Genomic DNA, 17,143 nt, shown 5'->3' with positions numbered 1-17,143 from the left:
CGTTCGCCGGCGTGAGGATCGTGGTGCTGCCGGCGCTGCTGTTTGCAGCCTATCTATCCGGCCTTTCCCATGACGCATGCACTCTTCGGCGACTGGTACGATCACGCGCAGTACGCCACCGTCTTCCTGCTCGGCTTCGGGCTGGCCCGCGCGGAGACCGTCTGGGACAGCATCGAACGGCAGCGCTGGCTTGCCCTGGCGCTCGCTACGGCCGTGTTCGCGTCCTTCCTCGTGCTGATATCGATGGGGCGCGGAATCCCGAAGGTCTATGTCGGCGTCGCCTATGGCTGCTACCAATGGTTCTGCATCGTGGCCGTGCTCGGCTTTGCCCGGCGCTGGCTGACGGCGGATTCGGCGGCGCGACGATACCTGACGGATGCGATCTTCCCATATTATATCGTGCATCAGACCGCGATCATCATGATCGCGCATGCGCTGCACGGCTACGACCTGCCGGCCTGGCTCGAAGCGTCGGTCGTGATCGCGGGCACGGCGGCGTCCTGTGCGGTGACCTATGAGGTCGTGCGGCGCGTGAACATCCTCCGGCCGCTGTTCGGCCTGAAGATGATGACCTCGCGGCCGGCGTTGCTGCAGGCTCGCAGCCAGGCTGCGGAATGATTTGACGTCGCGCAAAAGGTGCTAAGACGGCGCATGGCCGACCGCGTCTATCTCGACTGGAACGCAACCACGCCGCTTCGCCCCGAAGCGAAGGCGGCGATGGTGGCCGCGTGGGACCAGAGCGGCAACCCGTCGTCGGTGCACAGCGAGGGCCGCAAGGCAAGGCGTCTGGTCGAGGATGCCCGCGGCACGATCGCGCAGGCGGTCGGGGGGCGGCCGCAGGATGTGGTGTTCTTGTCGGGCGGAACGGAAGCCAATGCGCTGGCGCTGACCCCGCGCTTGCGGCGCGGTGCGGCTGCGCCGGTCGTGCGGCTGCTGGTCTCGGCGATCGAGCACGCCTCGGTGCTGGCCGGTGGACGGTTTGCAGCCGGTGCGATCGAGCAAATCCGTGTCACGAGCACGGGCGTCATCTATCTCGGTCATCTGCGCGCGCTGCTCGCGGATGGCGGGCCGGCACTGGTATCGGTGATGCTGGCCAACAACGAGACCGGGGCGATTCAGCCGGTCGCAGAGGTTGCCGACATCGTCCATGCGGCCGGCGGGCTGTTGCATGTCGACGCCATCCAGGCCTTCGGCAAGATCCCGTTCGATCTGGGGTCGACGGGCGCTGACATGCTGACCTTGTCGGCGCACAAGATCGGCGGCCCCAAGGGTGTCGGCGCGCTTGTCGTGGCCGAGGGCGTGGAGGGGCTGGAGGCGCTGCTTCGCGGCGGCGGGCAGGAGCTGGGGCGCCGGGCCGGGACGGAGAACGTCACCGGGATTACCGCCTTTGGTGCGGCGGCCGCGGCGGCGATGGCCGCGCTCGGCGACGATGCTGGCCGGGTAAGGGTCCTGCGCGACCGTCTCGAGCAAGGGTTGCGGGAGACCCCGGGCACAATTGTGTTCTCGGATCACATCGAAAGGTTACCCAATACCATTCTGTTCACTGCAGCGGGGATGAAGGCCGAGACGGCGGTGATCGGATTCGACCTTGCCGGGGTGGCCGTGTCCTCCGGCTCGGCGTGCTCGTCGGGCAAGGTGCAGCCCTCCCATGTGCTCGCGGCAATGGGATACCGTTCGGATGTTGCACAAGGAGCGGTGCGGCTCAGTCTGGGCTGGTCTACATCAGAGACAGACGTGGAATTGGCCCTCAAGGCTTGGCGAAAGCTCGCCGATACCTTAGTTAGAGGGGAGCGACGAAACACGGCTTGAACCGTTCTAAGCCCGTTTCGTCCCACAAGCTTCGTGATAGACGTTCGGAACTGAGATCCACCGCGGTCCTTGAAACCGCGAGCGGAGGATTGAATGCCTGCTGTACAAGAGACGGTCGAGCGCGTCCGGCGCATCGACGTCGACCAGTATCGTTATGGGTTTGAGACCCTGATCGAGTCCGACAAGGCTCCAAAGGGGCTGTCGGAAGACACCGTCCGCTTCATCTCAGCCAAGAAGAATGAGCCGGCCTGGATGCTGGAATGGCGCCTGGAGGCGTTCCGCCGCTGGCTGACCATGACCGAGCCGACCTGGGCGCGCGTCGACTATCCCAAGATCGACTACCAGGACATCTATTACTACGCGGCGCCGAAGCCGAAGAAGACGCTGTCCTCGATCGACGAGATCGATCCGGAAATCCTCAAGACCTACGAGAAGCTCGGCATTCCCCTGCGCGAGGTCGCGATCCTCGAGGGCGTCGAGCCGCCGCCGGGTGGCGCGCCGTCGGCGAATCGCAAGATCGCGGTCGACGCCGTTTTCGACTCGGTCTCGGTCGCGACCACGTTCCAGAAGGAGCTGAAGGCGGCCGGCGTGATCTTCATGCCGATCTCGGAAGCGATCCGCGAGCATCCCGAGCTGGTGCAGAAATATCTCGGCAGCGTGGTGCCGACCTCGGACAACTACTTCGCGACGCTGAACTCGGCGGTGTTCTCCGACGGCTCGTTCGTCTACGTGCCGGAGGGCGTACGCTGCCCGATGGAGCTGTCGACCTATTTCCGCATCAACGAGCGCAACACCGGCCAGTTCGAGCGCACCCTGATCATCGCCGACAAGGGCTCCTACGTCTCCTATCTCGAAGGCTGCACCGCGCCGCAGCGCGACGAGAACCAGTTGCATGCCGCCGTCGTGGAGCTCGTCGCGCTCGATGACGCCGAGATCAAGTATTCGACGGTGCAGAACTGGTACCCCGGCAACTCCGAGGGCAAGGGCGGCATCTACAATTTCGTCACCAAGCGTGGCGACTGCCGCGGCAGGAATTCCAAGATCTCATGGACCCAGGTCGAGACCGGCTCGGCCATCACCTGGAAATATCCGAGCTGCATCCTGCGCGGTGACAATTCGAGCGGCGAGTTCTACTCGATCGCGATCTCGAACGGCTTCCAGCAGGTCGATAGCGGCACCAAGATGATCCATCTCGGCAAGAACACGTCGAGCCGGATCATCTCCAAGGGTATCGCCGCCGGCAAGTCGCAGAACACCTATCGCGGGCTCGTCAGCGCGCATCGCAAGGCTACCGGCGCGCGCAACTACACCGCCTGCGACTCGCTTCTGATCGGCGACAAATGCGGCGCGCACACCGTGCCCTACGTCGAGGCCAAGAATTCCTCGGCAACGTTCGAGCACGAGGCCACGACCTCGAAGATCTCCGAGGACGTGCTGTTCTACTGCATCCAGCGCGGCCTGTCTCAGGAGGAGGCCGTCGGCCTCGTCGTCAACGGCTTCGTGAAGGACGTGCTGCAGCAACTGCCGATGGAGTTCGCGGTGGAAGCGCAGAAGCTGATCTCGATCAGTCTCGAGGGTTCGGTCGGTTAATCCATCCCTTTGCAGGGTCGCGGCTGACGCGCCTCGGGATGACGCTCAGGAAGAATGTGATGTCATTGCTTGAAGTGAAAGATCTGAAAGTCCGCGTCGATGAGCGCGAGATTCTCCACGGGCTCTCGCTCTCGGTGAATCCGGGCGAGGTGCATGCGATCATGGGGCCGAATGGCTCCGGCAAGTCCACGCTCTCGCATGTCATCGCCGGCAAGCCCGGCTATGAGGTGACCGGCGGACAGATCCTGTTCAGGGGCGAGGACCTCCTGGAGATGGATCCCAACGAGCGCGCCGCGAAGGGCGTGTTCCTGGCGTTCCAGTATCCGGTCGAGATTCCCGGCGTCACCACCTGGAATTTCCTGCATGCTGCATTGAATGCGCAGCGCAAGGCGCGCGGCGAGGACGAGATCTCGTCGCCGGCCTTCCTCAAGAAGGTCCGCGAGGTCGCCAAGTCGCTGAACATCCCGCAGGACATGCTCAAGCGCGGCGTCAATGTCGGCTTTTCCGGCGGCGAGAAGAAGCGCAACGAGATCTTGCAGATGGCGCTGTTCGAGCCGGCCGTCTGCATCCTCGATGAAATGGATTCCGGCCTCGACATCGATGCGCTGCGGATCGCGGCCGACGGCGTCAACGCGCTGCGCTCGCCGGATCGCGCGATGGTCGTGATCACCCACTATCAGCGGCTGCTCAACTATATCGTGCCCGATGTCGTGCACGTGATGTCGAAGGGCCGGGTCGTCAAGAGCGGTGGCAAGGAGCTGGCGCTGGAGCTGGAAGAGTCCGGCTACGCGCAGTTCGAAGACGCTGCCTGACGCGGAACGGATTTTGCGATGAACGTTGTTGTGGCAAAGACCGGGACCGGACGCGCGCTTGGCGATGCATTTGCCGTCGCGCGCGACAGGCTGCCGGGCAAGGGTGCGATATCAGATCTGCGGCGCCAGGCGTTCGAGGCCTATGAACGCATGGGCCTGCCGCACCGGCGGATCGAGGATTGGAAATACACCGATCTGCGCGCGCTGATGCGCGAGGTGCTGCCGCTTGCGCCGCAGCCGGATGCGACCGCACTTGACCGCGCCGCGGGCACCGCGAAAGCGCAGGCGATCGAGGGCGTGCGCCGTCTCGTGCTGGTCGACGGCGTGTTCGCGCCTGACCTGTCTGATCTGGCCGGGCTGCAGAAGGGCCTGACCATCCGGCCGCTTCGCGACGTGCTCGAGGCAGGCGATGCGCTCTCGGGACAGGCTTTCACGGCTGACAGTTCCAACCCGATGATCGCGCTCAACGCGGCGCTTGCGACCGACGGCGTCGTCATCGAAGTCGCCAACGGGACGGTGCTGACGCAGCCGCTGCAGATCGTACACATCGCGTCCGCCGCTGCGCCGGGTGCCATCGTCACGCGTTCGCTGCTTCGTCTCGGCCGCGACGCCGTCGCGACCCTGGTCGAGAGCTATCTCGCCGCCGACGGCGCTACCGCCTATCAGGCGCACGACGCGCTGGTCGTCGCGATCGGCGACGATGCGCGACTCGACCACGTCCGTCTGGTCGAGGACGCAACCGGCGCCTTCAACATCTCGTCCGCGACCGTCTCGCTCGGCGCGCACGCCCATTTCAACACGTTCGGCATGACCACCGGCGCCCATGTCAGCCGCTACCAGCTCACGGTGGCTTTCGCAGGCGAGGGCTCGAAGGTCGAGACCAACGGCGTCAATCTGATCAACGGCAAGCAGCACGCCGACACCACGCTGTTGCTGGATCACGCGGTGCCGCATTGCGACAGCCGCGAGATATTCCGCGCCGTCGTCGACGATCGCGCCCATTCGGTGTTCCAGGGCCGCATCATCGTGCGTCCCCATGCCCAGAAGACCGACGCCAAGATGATGACCCGCGCGCTGCTGCTCTCCGACGAAGCGGAAGCCGACAACAAGCCGGAACTCGAGATCTTCGCCGATGACGTCACCTGCGGTCATGGTGCGACCACCGGTGCACTCGACGAGAACCTCCTGTTCTACATGCGCGCCCGCGGGCTGCCGGAGAAGGAGGCGCAGGCGCTTCTGATCCAGGCCTTCGTCGGCGAGGCGATCGAGACGATTGCCAGCGATACCTTGCGCGAGGTTGCGATCGCGGCCGCGCGGCGCTGGCTGGAGGCGAGGGCGTGACCATGCATCCGGCGGTTCTCAACGGTGCCTACGACGTCGCCCGCGTGCGGGAGGATTTTCCGGCGCTGGCGATGCAGGTCTACGGCAAGCCGCTGGTCTACCTCGACAACGCCGCTTCGGCGCAGAAGCCGACCGCGGTGCTCGACCGCATGACCGAGGCCTACAAGAGCGAATACGCCAACGTGCATCGCGGGCTGCATTATCTCGCCAATGCCGCGACCGAGGCCTATGAGGGCGCGCGCGGCAAGGTGGCGAAGTTCATCAACGCCCGCCGCAATGAAGAGATCGTCTTCACCCGCAATGTCACCGAGGCGATCAACCTCGTGGCGGCGTCGTTCGGTGGACCCAACATCAAGGAGGGCGACGAGATCGTCCTCTCGATCATGGAGCACCATTCCAACATCGTTCCATGGCACTTCCTGCGGGAACGCCAGGGAGCGGTGATCAAGTGGGCGCCGGTCGACGACGAGGGCAACTTCCTGATCGAGGAGTTCGAGAAGCTCCTGACGCCGCGCACCAGGATCGTCGCGATCACCCAGATGTCGAACGCGCTCGGCACGCTGGTCCCGGTCAAGGAGGTGATCCGGCTCGCCCATGCCCGCGGCATTCCGGTGCTGGTCGACGGCGCCCAGGGCGCCGTGCATCTGCCTGTCGACGTGCAGGACCTCGACTGCGACTTCTACGCCTTCACCGGCCACAAGGTTTATGGGCCGACCGGCATCGGTGCGCTTTACGCCAAGCACGAGCACCTGATGGCGATGCGGCCGTTCAACGGCGGCGGCGAGATGATCCGCGAGGTCGCCAGGGACTGGGTCACCTATGGAGACCCGCCGCACAAGTTCGAGGCCGGCACCCCGCCGATCGTCGAGGCGATCGGGCTTGGTGCTGCGATCGACTACGTCAATTCGATCGGCAAGGAGCGCATCGCGGCTCACGAGCACGATTTGCTGACCTATGCCCAGGACCGGCTGCGCGAGATCAATTCGCTGCGCCTGATCGGCACCGCCCGCAACAAGGGTCCGGTGATCTCGTTCGACATGAAGGGCGCGCATCCGCATGACGTCGCGACGGTGATCGACCGCCAGGGCGTTGCCGTACGCGCCGGCACCCATTGCGTGATGCCGCTTTTAGAGCGGTTCAACGTCACGGCCACCTGCCGCGCTTCGTTCGGGATGTATAATACCAGGGAAGAAGTCGACCATCTGGCGCAGGCGCTGCTCAAGGCGCGGGATTTGTTCGCATGACCGACACAGCCGAAGTCAAGACGGCCACCATGGAAACCACCTCCGCGCTGCCTGCGGAGGAGACCGAGCGCCTGAGCGGCGAGATCGTCGCCGCGCTGAAGACGGTGTTCGATCCGGAGATCCCGGCCGACATCTATGAGCTCGGCCTCATTTACAAGGTCGAGCTGAAGGACGACCGCGGCGTCGACATCGTGATGACGCTGACCACGCCGAACTGCCCGGCCGCGGGTGAGCTGCCGACGATGGTCGAGAACGCGGTCGCGAGCGTTCCCGGTGTCGGTGTCGTGAGCGTCAACCTGGTGTGGGATCCGGCCTGGACACCTGATCGGATGTCGGACGAGGCGCGCCTCGTCCTCAATATGTGGTGATGCGTTAGGGGATTGAAACTAGGCTCGAGCAAGACCGGCAATTGATTTGCCGCTGGGACTGACCACATGAATGACATGACGCAAGCCTCAACAACCCCAGCCAAGCCGAAGCGGCCGCGCCCGCAGGTCATGAAACTGACCGATGCCGCGGCGGAGCGCATCACCGAGCTGACCAGGCGCGCGGATTCCGAGATCGTCGGCCTGCGGGTCGGCATCAAGAACGGCGGCTGCGCCGGACAGTCCTATACCGTCGAATATGCCCATGAGATCCGCCCGACCGACGAAGTGGTCGAGGACAAGGGCGTGAAGATCCTTGTCGACCCCAAGGCCGTGTTGTTCCTGCTTGGCACCGAAATGGACTACAAGGCCGACAAGATGCAGGCCCAGTTCGTGTTCAACAATCCGAACCAGGTCTCCGCCTGCGGCTGCGGCGAGTCGGTTCAGCTCAAGCCCGCGACGGTTTGATCGAGGTCGTCCAGGGATGGCGATGGCTGAATGGACCGCGAATTCCTGACAGACCTGTTCAGAGATTTCGGACCGGTCACGCTGCGCCGGATGTTCTCCGGCTACGGCATCTCCGCCGACGGCACCAATTTCGCGCTGGCCCTGCGTGCCGGCCTCTATCTCCGCGCTGACGACGAGACCATTCCGCAATTCGAGGCGGAGGGATCGAAGCCGTTCCAGTATCAGACGCGCTCCAAGACCGTCATGGTCAACTCCTATTGGCAGTTGCCGGCGCGGCTGTTTGACGACACGGAGGAGCTTGCGGTCTGGGCACGGCTGGCGCTGGGCGCAGCCCAGCGCGCCGCCCTGCGCAAACGGCCACGGGTGCGCACTGCGAAGCCGCCGGTGAAGAAGATGGTGGGCAAGAAGGCCGTGGCGAAAAGGCCTGCGAAGAAGCGCACGAAGAAAAAGTCTTGACCGCCGAGGGCTGCGAACGCATTCGGCCCGTCATTGCGAGGAGCGAAGCGACGAAGCAATCCGTTCATCCCCGAGTGGGGAAATGGGTTGCTTCGCTTCGTTCGCAATGCCGGCGCAGGGAGCTCAGGGAGATCACGCCACGCGAGTCTGCGTTTCGGCGTTGAATTCCGGATCGGCTTCGCAGATGACCCGGTTGCGGCCCGCGCGCTTGGCGACATAGAGGCAGGCGTCGGCGCGCTCGATCAGCGAGTCGGTGTCGTCGCCGACCTTCAGCATGGAGACGCCGACCGAGATCGTGACACGGCCGAGGATCTCTCCGGTCGACTTCTTCTTCAATTCCTTCGCCATCACCGCGCGGCGGATGTGGTCCGCGACTGTGAGCGCCTGGCGCAGCGCGGTGTTGGGCAGCACCACCGCGAATTCCTCGCCGCCATAGCGGGCGGTGATGTCCTGGCCCTTGATGGTCTGCTTCAGCGACTGCGCCACCAGCCGCAGCACCTGGTCGCCGGTCAGGTGGCCGTAGGAATCGTTGAACGACTTGAAATGGTCGATGTCGAACATCAGGAGCGACAGCGGTTCGGCGGTCGTCAGCGCGCTCTGCACCGCCATCTCGATCGAGCGGTCGAAGTATTTCCGGTTGCCGAGGCCGGTCAGCGGATCGGTCAGGCTCTCGGCGCGGATCGCCTCGAGGCTGTGCTGAAGGTCGCTGATCTCGGATTTCGACTGCGCCAGCCGGTTCTCCAGCGTCTGGTTGGTCTCGCGCATTTCGCGGGTCGATTTTGCCAGGCTCTCGACGATCGCCTTGACCTGTTCGTGGGTCGTCGCGGTCGCCAGTCTGTCGCTGGCGCCGACCAGGCTGGCATCGTAGACCGCAGCAACGCCGAGCGCTTCGGTGATCAACTTCATGACGTCGTCGATCTCGCCGATCACGCGGGCACCGACCTTGTCGATGCGGTCGGAGGTCTTGATATGCGAGAGATAGGTCTCGTAGATCTGCTCGAGATCGGATTCGCTCAGCTTGCCGCTGCGCGCCAGCGTCTCGTTGATGATCTTGTTGAGGGCGGCGTTGTAGCCGGTGGCGTAGACGTACCAGATCTCGTAGTTGCGGGGAACGGCGGTCTGGCGAAGGGAGCGGATCTGGCCGAGCGCGACTTCGGCAAAAGCGAGCGTGCGTTCGTGTTCGTCCAGCAGCTTGACCACTGTTACGTCCCCAATACGAGCGGCGCCGGTTGAGCTCCGGCAGCAATGACTAAATTATCGGCGCAAGGGTACGGGACGAGAATGAAGGCGAGGTAAACAGTAGAATTACGGAAAGCGCGGCGGGGTACATCAGAGCACGCCTGATTTCGCGCAGATCAGGCGTATCGTTTGCGTGGCTTTCGCTTGTGAAGCCATCCGCGCGCCAATGCGCGTCCCGTTTGCTTCCAGCGAGCGGACAACGCGCAAGCAAATCGCGACGAGACCGCCTTTGGTCCGAGACCGATCAGACCAAAGTCTGAGCCTCAGACGCGCGCGCGCACAGGGCGGAGCAGGAACGCCGGCAGATGCGAATGATCGGCGGGCTCGTGGTCCGCCTCGCGCTGCGGCCGTCGCGGCTCGCTGCGGCCGATCGACGGCACGTGCGACGTTTCCGTCTGCGGCTGCTGCGATGCATTGCGGCCATGACGCGGCTCACGGTCGTGGCGGGGCTCCCGGTCATGACGCGGCTCGCGCTCGCGGCGTGGCTTGCGACCGCCGCGGGCACTGTCACGTGAGCCGTCGCGACTGCGCGACTTGCGCGGCGCGTCGGCATCGTCGGACGACTCGCTGTTGACTGTGTAGTCGCCCTCGGCGCGCGGGATCTGCTGGCCGATCAGCTTCTCGATCGCGGCGATCGATTTGCTGTCGAGCGGGGTGACGATGGAGATCGCGGTCCCGGTGCGGCCCGCGCGGCCGGTGCGGCCGATGCGGTGGACATAGTCGTCGGGATGATGCGGGACGTCGAAATTGAAGACGTGGCTGACGGCGGGAATATCGAGGCCGCGGGCGGCAACGTCGGAGGCCACGAGAAGCGGCAGTTCGCCCTTGCGGAACTGGTCCAGCGCGGCCATGCGGGCGGTCTGGTCCATGTCGCCATGGAGGGCACCAACGCTGAAGCCGTGCTTCTGCAGCGATTTGTGAAGAACGGCGACTTCGCGCTTGCGATTGCAGAAGATAATCGCGTTGTTGAGATCCTTGGCTTCACGCAGCAGGCGGCGGAGGATCTCGCGCTTCTGATGCGGCTCGCGCCCGGCGGGGACTTGCGACTGGGTCACCGTCACCGCCGTTGTCGCGGGCCTCGAGACTTCGACCTTGGCCGGGTTGTGCAGGAAGGCGTCGGTGATGCGGCTGATTTCCGGCGGCATCGTCGCAGTGAAGAACAGGGTCTGCCGCGTGAAGGGGACGAGTTTGCAGATGCGTTCGATGTCGGGGATGAAGCCCATGTCGAGCATCCGGTCGGCTTCGTCGATCACCAGGAGTTCGACGCCGGTGAGCAGCAATCCGCCGCGCTCGGTGTGGTCGAGCAGGCGTCCGGGGGTTGCGATCAGAACGTCGACGCCGCGCGTCAGCTTGGAGTCCTGGTCGCCGAACGAGACGCCGCCGATCAGCAGCGCCACGTTGAGTTTCTGGCCGGCGCCGTATTTGTCGAAGTTCTCCTTCACCTGGGCGGCAAGCTCGCGGGTCGGCTCGAGGATCAGGGTGCGCGGCATTCGTGCCCGGGCGCGGCCCTTCTCGAGGATCGTGAGCATCGGGAGCACGAAGGCGGCGGTCTTGCCGGTGCCGGTCTGGGCGATGCCGAGCACGTCGCGGCGGGCAAGGACGTGGGGGATCGCCTGTTCCTGGATGGGGGTAGGGGTGGTGTAACCTGCTGCCGCTACTGCGGCTTGAACCTTGTCGGAAAGGCCTAGATTGGAAAAGGACATTGAGCCTCTGGTCGATACCGCCGTTCGGAATCGAAGGTAAAAGGCTGTCGCGTTCGGCCCCGAAACGGCTCGCTTCGCAAAAAAGCTCGGGGGCTCTGACTAACGCTGACGGGCGGCAAGCCTCACGAATCGCGTTTCGATCCGGGGCCGCGTTGGCCGGAACATAGGCGCGAAACCGGTAAAGTCAATCTTGGAACGGGCCAGAACGGCCAAAAAGCTTAATGTTTTCGAATAAATAAGCGTCTTTTCCGTCATTTTGCCGTCAAATGACTCATCGCCGCGCCATCCGAGACGGCTGGATAGCGGGAAGCGGGTCCGTGTCGCGCTGCGCCCTGAACTCGCGCGGCGTCAGGCCCATGGACGCATTGAAGACCCGATAGAAGGTCGCCAGGCTGCCGAACCCGCAAGCATGGGCGATCTCTGCGATCGGCCGCGGCGGAGTTTCGCGCAGCAGGCGGCGGCTCTCCGCCATGCGCAAGGCGATGACGGTGTGCGAGAAGCTCTTCCCCGTCGTTTCGAACAGCATGTGGACGTGGCGGACCGACACGCCGAGCAGCGCCGCGATCATGGCCGGCGAAAGGGTGGACTTCGACAGATGGCGGGCGATCAGGCGGCGCGCCAGGCAGAGGCGACCGACGCGGAAGGCGTGCTGGGCGCTCCGGCTGCCCGGCCTGATTGCTCCACGATCGATCAGCGCGAAGTCGGCCATCGCCTCGGCCAGAGGCGGGATGCTCGCCGCATCGCCGATCCGCATGGCCTCACCGAGATCGACGGCACAGGCGTCGCGCAGCGCGGCGAAGCCGTGATCGGCCGATGTCGTGACGAGCGGTTGCCGGGTGCGCCCAGGAGTCGGATCGGTACCCAGGTCGAAACCGTTGAGCGGAGGCGATCCGGCTGTGGCTGGCGTCTCGCTGAAATCATGCTCGTGTTCTCCACGCATGAGCGCGTCACTCCTCCGCCGGCCAAAGCCCGTCATTCACGGCGACGCCGGCTGCCATCATCAGTCGTCCGCGCGGCGCCTTCTCATTGCGCGCACGAAAAGTGTAAGAGCCGAAATCTTGCTGGATGGTCGCGGGAGATGATCGGCGCAGCCCCGGTCTCTGCCGCAATGCCCCGACCATCGTGTCAGGCCCCCCTTGCCAAGCATTCCGGCAGTCGAAATATTGCCGCGAGTCTTGTCATGTTGGTGGGTGAGTGTCTTGGTAAGCTCCTGCCGACATTTCTGAAATTTTTCTGATATTCGCTTTCGCACCGGCAAAAGCGTAATTTGCGAGGGTGTGAGGGCGAGGTGCTTCGTTTCGCGGGGTTTGAACTCGATCCGCTGCAGGCTCGGCTGCGCGGTCCCGATGGCGAGCAGATTCGGCTGCGACCGAAGTCCTTCGACATGCTGCATTTGTTCGCGGCCAATGCCGGGCGCGTGCTGAGCAAACAGGAATTGTTCGAGGCGATCTGGCCGAACGTCCACGTCGCCGACGACAGTCTGTTTCAATGCATTCGCGAGGTTCGCGCTGCGCTCGGCGACGACCGGCGGCAACTCGTCAAACTGGTATCCGGCCGCGGCTATCTGTTCGAGGCCGAGGTTTCGACGGGCACGGACGGCGGTCCGGCCGGCAACGAGGCGGCACCACCCATCCCGGCCACCAACGCCGGGCGGGTCGCGAGCGCCGAGCCGGTGTTTGGACCGGGAAGATCGCCAAGATCCCTGTTCGGTCAGCGTGGTCCGACGGCCATAGCCTTGGGCGCAGGTCTCTGCGCCATTATTGGAATCGCCGTTGCGGCTCCGGTCCTGCGACCTTCCCTGATCTTCAAGCGGACGCCCTCGATCGTCGCGATGGCGCCGATCGGGGAGGCGGGCAACGATGCTCGCGGCGCGGCCGTTGCGGCCGGCGTGACCGACCGCCTCGCCGATGGCCTTGCCCGGATCGAGAATATCCGGGTCATCGCGCCGAGGTACGAAGCGGCGGGGGCGCGGGCGGAACCGGCGTCCGCACCGTCAGCACCGCCGGACTTTGAAGTGCGTGGCGAACTGCAGCGCGCCGAGCAGGCGTGGATCCTGCGGGCGCGCCTGATCAGGACAGCAACCGGCGAAGTTCAGACGGTCGCCACGGTCTCTGTCGATGTCAACGAGCTTGATGCGCAACTCGAGCAGTCGCGGCTGGCCGCGGGCGTGGGCCACCTGCTGGCGGTTCGCCTGAACGGACTTCTGGAGGGCAGCGATGCGTCAGCTGCAGCCTCTTCCGCCGCCGGCAGCGCCAAAACCGTCATCGAGCAAGCGACGGCGTCGATCAACCAGACCTCGCGTGAGCGCTTCGGCATGGCGCAGACGATGCTGGAGAAAGCGCTCGTCGCCGAGCCCGACAATGTCGATCTCGCTGTCGCGCTGGCGGCGCTTCAACTGCGTGGCATCCAGATGGTGTGGTACAGCCCGGACGACGCGCGCGCGGCCGAGGCCCATGCCGGTGCGACCCTGGAGCGGGCTCTGCGCGCGAGGCCCAATTCGATCCCCGTGCTCGAAACCTATTGCCGCTTCCTCAGTGCCACCAACCATTTCGTCGAAAGCCTCGTGACCTGCTCGCGGGCGCTGAATTTCGACCCGTGGGACGGGCTTGCCCTCTACCTCGTCGGCCTCGGGCAGATCTACCTTGGCCGCTTTGAGGATGCGCTTGCGACATTCCAGCAAGCCGACCGTTACGATACGCCGCAAGTCTCGCGCTGGACGTGGTTGCTCGGCGCCGGATGGGCGAACGCGACCATGGGCCGCTACGACGATGCGTTGCCGTGGCTGCAACGATCGATTGCCATCACCCCCGCATCCGGTCGCTCGCACATGCTGCTGGCTGCGGCCTATCAGAAACTGGGTCGAACCGACGAAGCAAGGGCGGCCATGAACCAAGGGTTGAGATTGCGACCCGGTACGACGGCGCTCAATGTCTCGGGGGCGACCGGGGGAGCCAGTCCGGTTTTCCTCGAGGCAACCCGGCAGATCATCCGCCTGATGGTCGCGGCAGGATTGCCAGAAAGCTGATCCTTGCAGGAGCTTCCGCGCTCAGGACGGAGGTGCCCGGCCGTCGGCCCGCCGCGGCCGGTGAGAACGGTTTGCCGGGCGCGCGGCCTTGAACCGGCCAAACGGCTGGTCCGACTATTATCCGGCGGCCGCAAAGCTGCCGGTCCGTCGTGCAGGTGGGGAACAGGATGACGCGCTGGCTCTCGAGCTTTTCTAGAATCACCACCTCGGCGGCGGTCTTCATCGCGCTGGCGGTGCCCGCCCACGCTGACAAGCGCGTCGCGCTCGTGATCGGCAATAATGACTACAGGAACGTGCCCAAGCTGCAGAAGGCCGTCAACGATGCCCGCACCATGGGCGATACGCTGAAGCAGCTCGGCTTCAGCGTCATGGTAGCCGAGAATTTGAACCGCCAGGCCTTCTCTGAAACGTTGCTCGCCTTCGACCGTGCCGTCGAGCCCGGCGACACTGCATTCTTCTTCTATGCCGGCCACGGCTTCGAGATCGCCGGACAGAATTTCCTGCTGCCGACCGACGTGCCGGCCGCGACCGAGGGGCAGGAGGAGCTGGTGCGCGATGCCTCGGTGCTCGCCGACCGCATCATCGAGCGGCTGCAGAACAAGAAGGCGCGGACCTCGATTCTCGTGTTCGATGCCTGCCGCAACAACCCGTTCGAGCGGGCGGGTACACGCGCAGTTGCAGGCGGCGGCGGGCTTGCACCGATGACGCAATTGCCCGAGGGCGTGTTCTCTGTGTTCTCGGCCGGGCCGCGCCAGACCGCGCTCGACCGCCTGTCGAACGACGACGCCAATCCCAATTCGGTGTTTACGCGCACCTTTGCCAGGGAGCTGCTGCAGCCCGGCGAGAATCTCGTGCAGGTCGCGCAGCACACGCGGCGGCTGGTCAGCGAGATGGCCGACACCGTCAAGCACAAGCAGATCCCGGTCTATTTCGACCAGATGGTCGACGACGTCTTCCTGAACGGCGTCGCGAAAGCGCCGGCCGACGCCGTGCCATCAGCCGCGCCGCCGCCGCAGCAGCTGGCGGCGTTGCCGCCGGTAGCGGTGCCGAAGCTGCCGAAGGACGAGGCCGTCAACGCCCCGATCGCGAGCTTCTCAAGGCACAATGGCGGCTGGACGGTCGTATTCTCGATCGCCGACCCGGCGCTCGGGATTTCGTGGCGGATGGGTGATGGCGGTGACTTCCGCGAGACCGGCTTCATCGACACGCTCGATCCGCGCACGCGCAAGCGGATGCCCAATCCGTCGATCGAGCTGCCGGCCGATGCACCGGCAGGCACGATCCAGCTGCGCTATGTCGACGCGCAGGGCGAGATGCAGGGACCGTTCCCGATCCGGTTCGATCCCGAGGCGGCGCTGATCCGCGACCAGCGCAAGATCCTCGACATGACTGCGACAAGCTGGCTGTCGTTCCGCGAGTTCAATGGTCTCCTGGTCTACTACACCCACCTGATGTCGTATCGCTGCGCGATCCGCGAGGTGCGCATCGGCATCGATACCGCGGTGCCGGACAGAGTGCTGAAGATGCCGACCTGCGACCCGCGTGACCCGAGCATGATCCCGTCCGACGCGCAGCCCTATCTGAAGCTCGCGCCGCAGACCAGGTCGGTCTCGGTCGAACTGACCTACCGGGACGGCAGCGTGTCGGAGATCAAGACATTCCGGAGATAGTCCTGCATGAGATAGTCTTGCATGAGGTAGTCTTGCATGAGGTAGTCTTGCATCCTTCCCGTCCGATCGGCGTTAGACTCCGAGGCCCGAGAAACGATGAGGATGGCGCCATGGACGCAGGACAACCGCAGCAGCCTGACGCACGCACAATGAAGGTCCGCTGCTGCGTCGTCGGCGGCGGACCAGCCGGGATGATGCTCGGCTATCTGCTGGGCCGAGCCGGGATCGATGTCGTGGTGCTGGAGAAGCATGCCGACTTCTTCCGCGACTTCCGCGGCGACACCGTGCATCCCTCGACCCTGCAGGTCATGGATGAGCTGGGGCTGATCGGCGGATTCCTGAAGCTTCCGCACCAGGAGCTGCAGAAGCTCGATGGCATGTTCGGCGGCACGCCGGTGCGGGTCGCCGACCTCAGCCGCGTCAGCGTCAGATATCCGTTCATCGCCATGATGCCGCAGTGGGACTTTCTCAATTTCCTGCGTGACAGCGGCAAGCGCTTTCAATCGCTGAGGGTGATGATGAGCACCGAGGCGACCGATCTGATCAGGCATGGCGACGCCATCGCCGGCGTCCGCGCGAAGACGCCGGACGGCCCTGTCGACATCGAGGCGGATCTCACCATCGCCTGCGACGGCCGCCACTCCACGGTGCGTGAACGCGCCGGGCTTCCGGTCGAGGAGATCGGTGCGCCGATGGACGTGCTGTGGTTTCGTGTCGGGCGGCGGGCAGATGAAACCGAGAACCTGTTCGCCCGTGTCGAACACGGCAAGATGCTGGTGACTTTCGACCGCGGCGATTACTGGCAGTGTGCCTATGTCATCGCGAAGGGACAGTACGACGCGGTGAAGGCAAGGGGGCTGCCGGCGCTGCTCGACGACGTCGTGCGGATGGCGCCGGTCCTCAAGGCCGGTATCGCCGAGGTGAGGAGCTTTGATGACGTCAAGCTGCTCACGGTCGCGATCAACCGCCTGACGCGCTGGACGCAGCCCGGCCTGCTGTGCATCGGCGATGCCGCGCATGCGATGTCGCCGGTCGGCGGTGTTGGCGTCAATCTGGCGGTGCAGGATGCGGTTGCGACCGCCAATCTCCTGGCGGCCAGGCTCGCCGATGGCTGCCCGTCGGAGGACGAGCTCGATGCCGTAAGGCGGCGAAGGGAATTCCCGGTGCGGGTGACGCAGCGGATGCAGGTGGTGGCGCAGGACAACATCATCTCGGTGGCACTCAAACCGGGCGATCAACCGCTGAAGGTGCCGCTCGCGATGCGCGTGGTCACCGCGATCCCGTGGCTGCAGGGACTGATCGCGCGTCTCGTGGGCGTCGGCGTGCGGCCAGAGCACGTTCATTCGCCGGCCAAGAGCTGATGCCATGAGCTCCGTGCGGATAAGAATTCATCAAGGATAACAGCCGTTTAATTCACTTCT

15 protein-coding genes are annotated in these 17,143 nt (G+C 64.8%); 12 read left to right on the top strand and 3 right to left on the bottom strand.

Annotated elements, in window-relative coordinates; translation table 11 throughout:
• Positions 1-69 precede the first annotated feature (69 nt).
• The 9 genes from JQ586_RS40775 to JQ586_RS32715 all read left to right on the top strand — a co-directional run bounded on the left by JQ586_RS40775 (position 70) and on the right by JQ586_RS32715 (position 8,085).
• Positions 70-618, top strand: a complete 549-nt coding sequence (locus tag JQ586_RS40775; protein WP_249148497.1) for an acyltransferase family protein — start codon at positions 70-72, stop codon at positions 616-618.
• Between the two features lie 33 nt (positions 619-651).
• Positions 652-1,809: a cysteine desulfurase family protein gene (locus JQ586_RS32750; protein ID WP_212398772.1), complete on the top strand. Its 1,158-nt coding sequence runs from the start codon at positions 652-654 to the stop codon at positions 1,807-1,809.
• 93 nt (positions 1,810-1,902) lie between these two features.
• On the top strand, positions 1,903-3,399 hold the full coding sequence (gene sufB / locus JQ586_RS32745) for a Fe-S cluster assembly protein SufB (RefSeq protein ID WP_212398771.1): 1,497 nt from the start codon (positions 1,903-1,905) through the stop codon (positions 3,397-3,399).
• A gap of 59 nt (positions 3,400-3,458) precedes the next feature.
• The gene (sufC, locus tag JQ586_RS32740) at positions 3,459-4,211 is read left to right on the top strand and encodes a Fe-S cluster assembly ATPase SufC (protein ID WP_212398770.1); all 753 of its coding nucleotides are present in this window, start codon (positions 3,459-3,461) and stop codon (positions 4,209-4,211) included.
• A gap of 18 nt (positions 4,212-4,229) precedes the next feature.
• On the top strand, positions 4,230-5,552 hold the full coding sequence (sufD, locus tag JQ586_RS32735) for a Fe-S cluster assembly protein SufD (protein ID WP_212398769.1): 1,323 nt from the start codon (positions 4,230-4,232) through the stop codon (positions 5,550-5,552).
• Positions 5,549-6,796, top strand: coding sequence for a cysteine desulfurase (locus JQ586_RS32730; RefSeq protein WP_212398768.1), 1,248 nt, complete (start codon positions 5,549-5,551; stop codon positions 6,794-6,796). The genes sufD and JQ586_RS32730 overlap by 4 nt, the downstream gene beginning before the upstream one ends.
• Positions 6,793-7,164: an SUF system Fe-S cluster assembly protein gene (locus tag JQ586_RS32725; RefSeq protein ID WP_212398767.1), complete on the top strand. Its 372-nt coding sequence runs from the start codon at positions 6,793-6,795 to the stop codon at positions 7,162-7,164. The genes JQ586_RS32730 and JQ586_RS32725 overlap by 4 nt, the downstream gene beginning before the upstream one ends.
• A 75-nt stretch (positions 7,165-7,239) precedes the next feature.
• Complete coding sequence (locus tag JQ586_RS32720; RefSeq protein WP_212398789.1) at positions 7,240-7,629, top strand: iron-sulfur cluster assembly accessory protein; 390 nt, start codon at positions 7,240-7,242, stop codon at positions 7,627-7,629.
• A gap of 30 nt (positions 7,630-7,659) precedes the next feature.
• Positions 7,660-8,085 (top strand): TfoX/Sxy family protein, encoded by a 426-nt coding sequence (locus JQ586_RS32715; protein WP_212398766.1) that lies wholly within the window; start codon positions 7,660-7,662, stop codon positions 8,083-8,085.
• Between the two features lie 132 nt (positions 8,086-8,217).
• Here the strand turns inward: JQ586_RS32715 and JQ586_RS32710 are convergent, their stop codons facing one another.
• From JQ586_RS32710 to JQ586_RS40770, 3 genes are all read right to left on the bottom strand, one after another.
• A complete protein-coding gene (locus JQ586_RS32710; RefSeq protein WP_212398765.1) occupies positions 8,218-9,285 on the bottom strand; it encodes a GGDEF domain-containing protein in 1,068 nt (355 codons plus the stop codon).
• Positions 9,286-9,587: 302 nt separating this feature from the next.
• Positions 9,588-11,027: a DEAD/DEAH box helicase gene (locus JQ586_RS32705; RefSeq protein WP_212398764.1), complete on the bottom strand. Its 1,440-nt coding sequence runs from the start codon at positions 11,025-11,027 to the stop codon at positions 9,588-9,590.
• A 271-nt stretch (positions 11,028-11,298) separates the two neighbouring features.
• Positions 11,299-11,967: a helix-turn-helix transcriptional regulator gene (locus JQ586_RS40770; RefSeq protein WP_312017046.1), complete on the bottom strand. Its 669-nt coding sequence runs from the start codon at positions 11,965-11,967 to the stop codon at positions 11,299-11,301.
• 348 nt (positions 11,968-12,315) lie between these two features.
• Between JQ586_RS40770 and JQ586_RS32695 the strand changes: the two genes are divergently transcribed.
• From JQ586_RS32695 to JQ586_RS32685, 3 genes are all read left to right on the top strand, one after another.
• Entirely contained in the window at positions 12,316-14,052 is a 1,737-nt protein-coding gene (locus tag JQ586_RS32695) for a tetratricopeptide repeat protein (protein ID WP_212398762.1), read from the top strand.
• Between the two features lie 167 nt (positions 14,053-14,219).
• On the top strand, positions 14,220-15,722 hold the full coding sequence (locus tag JQ586_RS32690; RefSeq protein WP_212398761.1) for a caspase family protein: 1,503 nt from the start codon (positions 14,220-14,222) through the stop codon (positions 15,720-15,722).
• A gap of 110 nt (positions 15,723-15,832) precedes the next feature.
• On the top strand, positions 15,833-17,083 hold the full coding sequence (locus JQ586_RS32685) for an FAD-dependent oxidoreductase (protein WP_212398760.1): 1,251 nt from the start codon (positions 15,833-15,835) through the stop codon (positions 17,081-17,083).
• Positions 17,084-17,143: the final 60 nt, after the last annotated feature.

The sequence above is a fragment of the Bradyrhizobium jicamae genome (assembly GCF_018130215.1).
Classification (GTDB): domain Bacteria; phylum Pseudomonadota; class Alphaproteobacteria; order Rhizobiales; family Xanthobacteraceae; genus Bradyrhizobium; species Bradyrhizobium jicamae_A.
Note: the sequence above shows the minus strand (reverse complement) of the source record. Positions and strands in the feature narration are given on the sequence as shown.

Bases quoted from the DNA above. Each gene is read 5' to 3' on its own strand.
- JQ586_RS32720 (WP_212398789.1), top strand. From the start codon at position 7,240: ATGACGCAAGCCTCAACAACCCCAGCCAAGCCGAAGCGGCCGCGCCCG.
- JQ586_RS40775 (WP_249148497.1), top strand. From the start codon at position 70: ATGACGCATGCACTCTTCGGCGACTGGTACGATCACGCGCAGTACGCC.
- JQ586_RS32725 (WP_212398767.1), top strand. From the start codon at position 6,793: ATGACCGACACAGCCGAAGTCAAGACGGCCACCATGGAAACCACCTCC.
- JQ586_RS32685 (WP_212398760.1), top strand. From the start codon at position 15,833: ATGGACGCAGGACAACCGCAGCAGCCTGACGCACGCACAATGAAGGTC.
- JQ586_RS32690 (WP_212398761.1), top strand. From the start codon at position 14,220: ATGACGCGCTGGCTCTCGAGCTTTTCTAGAATCACCACCTCGGCGGCG.
- JQ586_RS32750 (WP_212398772.1), top strand. From the start codon at position 652: ATGGCCGACCGCGTCTATCTCGACTGGAACGCAACCACGCCGCTTCGC.
- sufC (WP_212398770.1), top strand. From the start codon at position 3,459: ATGTCATTGCTTGAAGTGAAAGATCTGAAAGTCCGCGTCGATGAGCGC.
- sufD (WP_212398769.1), top strand. From the start codon at position 4,230: ATGAACGTTGTTGTGGCAAAGACCGGGACCGGACGCGCGCTTGGCGAT.
- JQ586_RS40770 (WP_312017046.1), bottom strand. From the start codon at position 11,967: ATGCGTGGAGAACACGAGCATGATTTCAGCGAGACGCCAGCCACAGCC.
- JQ586_RS32705 (WP_212398764.1), bottom strand. From the start codon at position 11,027: ATGTCCTTTTCCAATCTAGGCCTTTCCGACAAGGTTCAAGCCGCAGTA.
- sufB (WP_212398771.1), top strand. From the start codon at position 1,903: ATGCCTGCTGTACAAGAGACGGTCGAGCGCGTCCGGCGCATCGACGTC.
- JQ586_RS32715 (WP_212398766.1), top strand. From the start codon at position 7,660: ATGGACCGCGAATTCCTGACAGACCTGTTCAGAGATTTCGGACCGGTC.